The 5,418-nt window shown below is 68.1% G+C and carries 3 protein-coding genes; all 3 read right to left on the bottom strand.

Features of this window, described 5'->3' with window-relative positions:
• Positions 1-323 precede the first annotated feature (323 nt).
• A complete protein-coding gene (speE, locus tag FJ311_15725; protein MBM3952883.1) occupies positions 324-1,193 on the bottom strand; it encodes a polyamine aminopropyltransferase in 870 nt (289 codons plus the stop codon).
• A gap of 44 nt (positions 1,194-1,237) precedes the next feature.
• Complete coding sequence (speD, locus tag FJ311_15720; GenBank protein ID MBM3952882.1) at positions 1,238-1,753, bottom strand: adenosylmethionine decarboxylase; 516 nt, start codon at positions 1,751-1,753, stop codon at positions 1,238-1,240.
• A 186-nt stretch (positions 1,754-1,939) separates the two neighbouring features.
• Positions 1,940-5,418: tetratricopeptide repeat protein (locus tag FJ311_15715; GenBank protein MBM3952881.1), on the bottom strand; the 3,479-nt coding region annotated here is incomplete at its 5' end.

The following is a 5,418-nucleotide window of genomic DNA, read 5'->3' as shown; positions in this document are numbered from 1 at the left end:
GCGGGCAGTGGCAGCGCTGGCGGTGGCAGCGCTGGCGGTGGCAGCGGCGCGGGTGCCAGCGCCGGAAGTACTGGTGCTGGTCCCGGCAGCGCGAGCGCCGGAACTACTGGTGCTGGTCCCAGCGGCCCTGGCAGCACCGGCACCAGCTCGAGTGCCGGAAGTACCGGTTCTGGCCCCGGCGGCGGAGACGGCGGCGGCGGTGGTAGTGGTGGTGGTGGTGGCGGCGGCGACGGTAGCGGCGGCACGGGCGGTGGCGCCGGAAGCTTCTAGAGCCTATCCGTGCCGTCCGAAAGCTTAAATGCCCTGTCGCCTCGCGAGGCGTATTAACGCCGGGCTTTGCCTTTGCCGCCCTTGGCCGCCAAATCGGCGATGAAGGGCGGCAGTTCGAACGCGCCGACGTGGATGCCGGGGGTGTAATAGCGGGTCTTGAGCCGGGCGGCCCTGAAGCGGCGCTCCAGGACCGCGCGCGGCACCCGGTCGAGGCCGGGAGCGTCGGTGGCGAAGGCGAGCGTCATCATGCCGCCAATATAGGTCGGCACCACCAGGTAGTAGAACGTCATGTGCCTGAAGATGCGCCCGAGGCGGCGCTTGGTGGTGACGACTTCCTCGGGCTGGAAGAAGGGCACCCCGTTCTGGGTCACGATCAGGCCGCCCTTGCGCAGGATGCGGCGGCAGTTGCGGTAGAAATCGTCCGTGAACAGCACCTCGCCCGGGCCGATCGGGTCGGTCGAATCGACCAGGATCGCGTCGAAACTGGCCGACGGCGCTTTCCGCACATAATCGATGCCGTCGCCGACAATGACCTGGGCGCGCGGGTTCTTGAACGCACCGCCATTGAGCGCCGGCATGTGGCGGGCGCATTCGGCGATCACCTCGCCGTCGATCTCGACCATTACCGCCCGGCGCACCGATTTATGGCGGAGCGCTTCGCGCAGAATACCGCCGTCGCCGGCGCCGATGATGAGCAAATCGCGCACCCGGCCGTGCGCGAACATGGGAAGATGCGTCATCATCTCGTGGTAGACGAACTCGTCCGCTTCGGTCGTCTGGATGATGCCGTCGAGCGCCAGCACCCGGCCGAAGTGACCCGTCTGGAAGATCACCAGTTCCTGGAAGGGGGTCCGTTTGGCGACGAGGGTGCGGACGACCTCGAAGCGCTGCGCATACCCCTTCTTGGTGAAGTGGGTGTGCAGCCTTTCGTCGTACCAAGTCCCGGACCCTCGTCCGGGGCGGGAAGTCACGGAATGAGGCCCCGCTTAAGTTCCGACAGCTGCACGCTGCCGGCGCCGAAGGCCTCGCGCAGGATGGGGACCGCGAGATAGGCGTCGCACTTGCCGCACATGAAGATATCGAGGGCGGCGTAGTTGCGCTCAGGCCAAGTGTGGATGCTGATGTGGGATTCGGCCAACACCACCACGCCCGAGACCCCGCCATTGGGGGAGAAGTGGTGCATGTGGGTGTGGAGCACGGTGGCGGACGCCGCCTTGGCGGCGCGTTCGAGCGTTTCGGCGATGAACTTCGGATCGTCGAGGCGGGTCGCCTGCCAAAGTTCGAGGATCAGGTGCATGCCGGCGAATTTCACGCCGTTGCGCTCGACGAAGTAGTCGGTTTTGTTCTCGACCGTCGGGTAGGCGGCCGGCGCGCTCGCCGTTTTCGCCGGAGCAAGCTTCACGGCCTTGGTCGCGCGCGCAAGGCGGCGCGCGGAGTCGAGCCTCGTCTCCGGGATAATCTTCGCGGTCGCGTTCTTCGGCATCTCGTGGCCCTCGCCCAATCTCAAGAAGCGAGCCTGAAACACAGGCAACGATCCGCTAATAAGTCCATTGCGTTCGCGATGCAAGCGATTTTAGCGCCGGCATCCCGAATCGGTTCGCCGAGTCTCGCACGCCGAGTCGCTAAGGAAAGTTAACGCGGCGCGCACGCGCGCGACGCGCGCCCGTCGTCAGTTGATGCTGGAAAGCCCCTGCTCGCGCAGCCGCTCCTTGTAGGCGGAGAGGAAAGTTTGGAAGCCTTGAGCCTCCTGGACCTCGCCGGCGACGTCGGCGCGGCCGATGCCCGTCAACGCCGACTGTCCGGCGATCAGGTCGAAGCCCCGGGCGAACTCGGATTGGGCCATGGCCTCGCCGTATTCGGCCCGGAGTCGAGCCACGCCGCGCTCGTTGCCCGCCAGCGTCATGGCGATCGCCAAGTTGAAGACATGGCCTGCCTGGGCCTTGTCGAGCGGCCGGCGCGGTTCCGCCTTGGCCTCGCGCAGCACCCGCTGGAACGCCTGGACCGTCCGCTCCCAATCCTGCGCTTCCCAGTAGATCTCCGCCTTGAGGCGTTCGCCGTCCAGGCTGCGGTCGTCCTTCAGGACGGCGAGCGCCGCCGCCCCGTCGCCCTTGGCCATCAATGCCCGGGCGCGCAGGTGCAGGCGTTGGGCCGCCAGGGAGGCGGGCAACCCGGCCTCGTCCGTCTGGTCGAGCACGGCGATCGCCTCGTCCGGCTTCTGGTCGAGAAGGTAAACGAGCGCAAGCTGCCCCCCGATTCGGGCCCGGTCGACGCCTTTCAGGCGGAATTCGATCTGGCCCCGGAGCAGTTCGGCCGCCCGGTCGAGCAGGTCGACTCGGGTCAGCCGGTCGGCGAGCTTGCGGATCATCTCGTCGCCGCGCGCGCCGACCGGAGTCAGCTCGCGGAACTCCTCGAACAAGGCGATTGCCGACACGGGCGACAGCTTGTCGGCTTGGTCCTCGAGGAACAGCCGGGCAAAAATCTCGGCCATTTGCTGGGTCACTTCCGGCGCCCGGGCGTGTTCGCGAAAATAGGTCGCGGCTTGGCGCAGGGTCCTCAGCCCCTCTTTATAGTCCTCGGTCTCCAGGTAGAGGCCGCCGAGGCGGCGCAGCAGCGCGAATTCGAGATCGTCGCCCCGCCAGGCGTAGCGCAACCCTTCCAGGGCCTCGATCGCCGCCGCCGGTTCGATTCGCTCGAGTTTGATCAACAATTCGGTGTGGTCGCGCTTGGCGCGAAACCGCGCCAGCGGGTCGGAGCCCTTCGCGACCGCCTCCCATTTCTCCAACGCCTTGTCGAAATCGCCCGTCAATTCGAAAATCCGGCCCTCCAAATAGTCGATGTGCGCCTTCTGGTGGGGGGTGGGACCGAGCGCCAGAAGCGACTCGAGGTAGAAAATCGCCACCTTGAAATCGCCGAGGTCGATGGCCGTTTCGGCCACGATCAGCCCGAGCGGCAGGGAAAGACCGCGGGGGTAGAACCGGATCATCGGCCCGACCCGACGCAGTTCGCGCGCGGCCTGGGCGCGGTCGCCGTCGACGGCCTCGACGATCGCGCGCCAAAACAGGCCCTCGTCCAAGCCGTCGAGGCTCTTGTCGAACAGATCCTGGCGCGCTTCGTCGATGCGGCCGAGCATGAACCGGGTGCCGCCGCGCAGCAGCCGGAATTCGGCGCTGTCCGCCACCGCCGCCCGATCCGCCACCGCCGCCTCGATGACGCCGATCGCCTCGGCGAAGAATCCGTTGGCGAACAGAAAGCGGATCAGATCGAGCCGCGCCTTTTCGCGCGCCTCGCCCGGTTTGGATTTGGCGACTTCAATCTGAAGGCTCTGGCGGCGAGGAACGAAACTGGCCTGATCGGCGATGCGCCAGCGGTCGAGGTCGAGCACCCGCGACAACGGCCGGTTGAGGCCAAATACCACTTGGGCCTCGTCCTCGGCCGTTACTTCCGAGACTGGCAACCCGTCGGGACTGGTGATCTCCACTCCCTGGGGCACGGCGCGAACCTGCAGGTTGTCGATGCGCGGGCGAACGACCACGCCCTGGCCGGTCGGGATCAGGGCGAAATGCGCGAACTCGTAGGGATAGGTCATGCCGTAGGACAAGGGCGCGATCGGCACCACCATCAGGTTGTCGCCGACCTCGGGATCGGTCAGGGCGAAAACGGTGGTGACGTCGGACACCGGAATCAGCACCCGGCCGCGCCGCGCTTGCGGTTGAACCGTGACGTCAAGACGGTTAGCGGCTTCGATCGGCTGGCGATGGAAATTGAGCATCCACGTCAGCCCGTCACGCCGGGGCACCGGGTTGATCCCGGCGACCGCGTCCATGCGGAGGATTGTCGCCCCTTCGTTGGGAATCTGGGTCACCGAGCGAATCACGTTGCCGCCCTGCCTCTGCAGGGCTTCGAGATCGGGCTTGGACGGCCGGTCGAACACCACCCACAAGGAACCCGCGCGGCGGAAGATTGCGAGCGCGGTCGGCTCCGTCCAATCGAACCGGAGCGTCACGCCGACCGAGGGACCCGTCGCCTCCGAACGGCCGGTATCGTCGGCCGCGGCCCTGGGCTCTTCGCGCTCGCGAATCGTCACGGCCGGTCCGCCCGGCACCAGGGATATGGGCTGCCCCGCGTCGACAGGAAGCGCCGCCGACTGGGCACCCGATGGCACCGGCCTTGGCGAGGGCGCGGACGGGGAAGGGCTTGGGGACGCCGCCGGGGCGCTCGTCGCGCCGGGCGCCGGCGGCGGAGCGGGTTGTCGCTGCGGCGGAGCGGCGGGCGACGACGGAACCAAAGACCGGGGCGCGGATGGCGGGGAAGCCGCCGGCGCGGGCGCCGGAGGCGGTGACGAGAGCGGAGCCGGCGGCGCCGCGGCGACCGTTCTCGCCGCTCCCGCCGCGGGCGACGAAGGCGCGGCCGGCAAAGAATCGGCCGGCAACGACGCATCCGCCGCGAGGATATCGACGACGACACGGGTGCCGGCAAGGAAATGGTTGACCGTCGCGCCGGGCTGGATGGCCAAGGTCAAGACCGACGACGCCGGCGCCGATTCCACCGACGCCGCCAGCACGCGGGGCGGCGGGCGGTCCGCGATGCGCCCCAGATCGAGGTTGGCCGGACGATCGAAGAACAGGGTCAGCGTGTCGCCCTGACGATCAAGGGCATAGGACACCGGAACCCGCCAATCGACGACCACGCGCGTCTTGTCCGGGTGCACCCCCGCGCGGATCGAAACCGACTCGGGAGACGGCTGGGGCGGTTCCGGGCGCGACGCTTCTCGGCGCGCGGGCGGCGCGCGTTCCGGCGTCGTGGGTTGGGCGGCGGCTTTTTCGCCCTGCGGGTCGAGCAGATCGACCACCACCGCCGTCTTGTTGAGAAAAGTCCGAAGCTCGAACGTTCCGGCGAGCCCGAACGACACCGAACGGCCATCCGCGCCGGGGGTGGCATCCGTGAGGTAGTTGCGGAGCACGCGGAGCGCGGGCGCAAAATCGGCCTCGACCGCGCGCTCAAAGGTAACCGTCAGCCGGCCGTCCCGGATTTCCGCCTGGTGGCCGACGGACTGAGGCCACGCAAAGACGATCCGGCCGTAACCGGGATGGGTTCCGACGCGAATCGGGACCGATTCGGCGCCGACCGGGCCGGTCGCGGCGAACCCCA

This window comes from Rhodospirillales bacterium (assembly GCA_016872535.1).
Taxonomy (GTDB): Bacteria; Pseudomonadota; Alphaproteobacteria; order Rhodospirillales; family 2-12-FULL-67-15; genus 2-12-FULL-67-15.
The sequence above is the reverse complement of the archived record's forward strand: the minus strand, read 5'-3'. Positions and strand labels throughout refer to the sequence as shown.

What these genes read in the sequence shown, in the direction of transcription:
- speD (MBM3952882.1), bottom strand. Translation starts at nt 1,753, where the DNA reads ATGCCGAAGAACGCGACCGCGAAGATTATCCCGGAGACGAGGCTCGAC.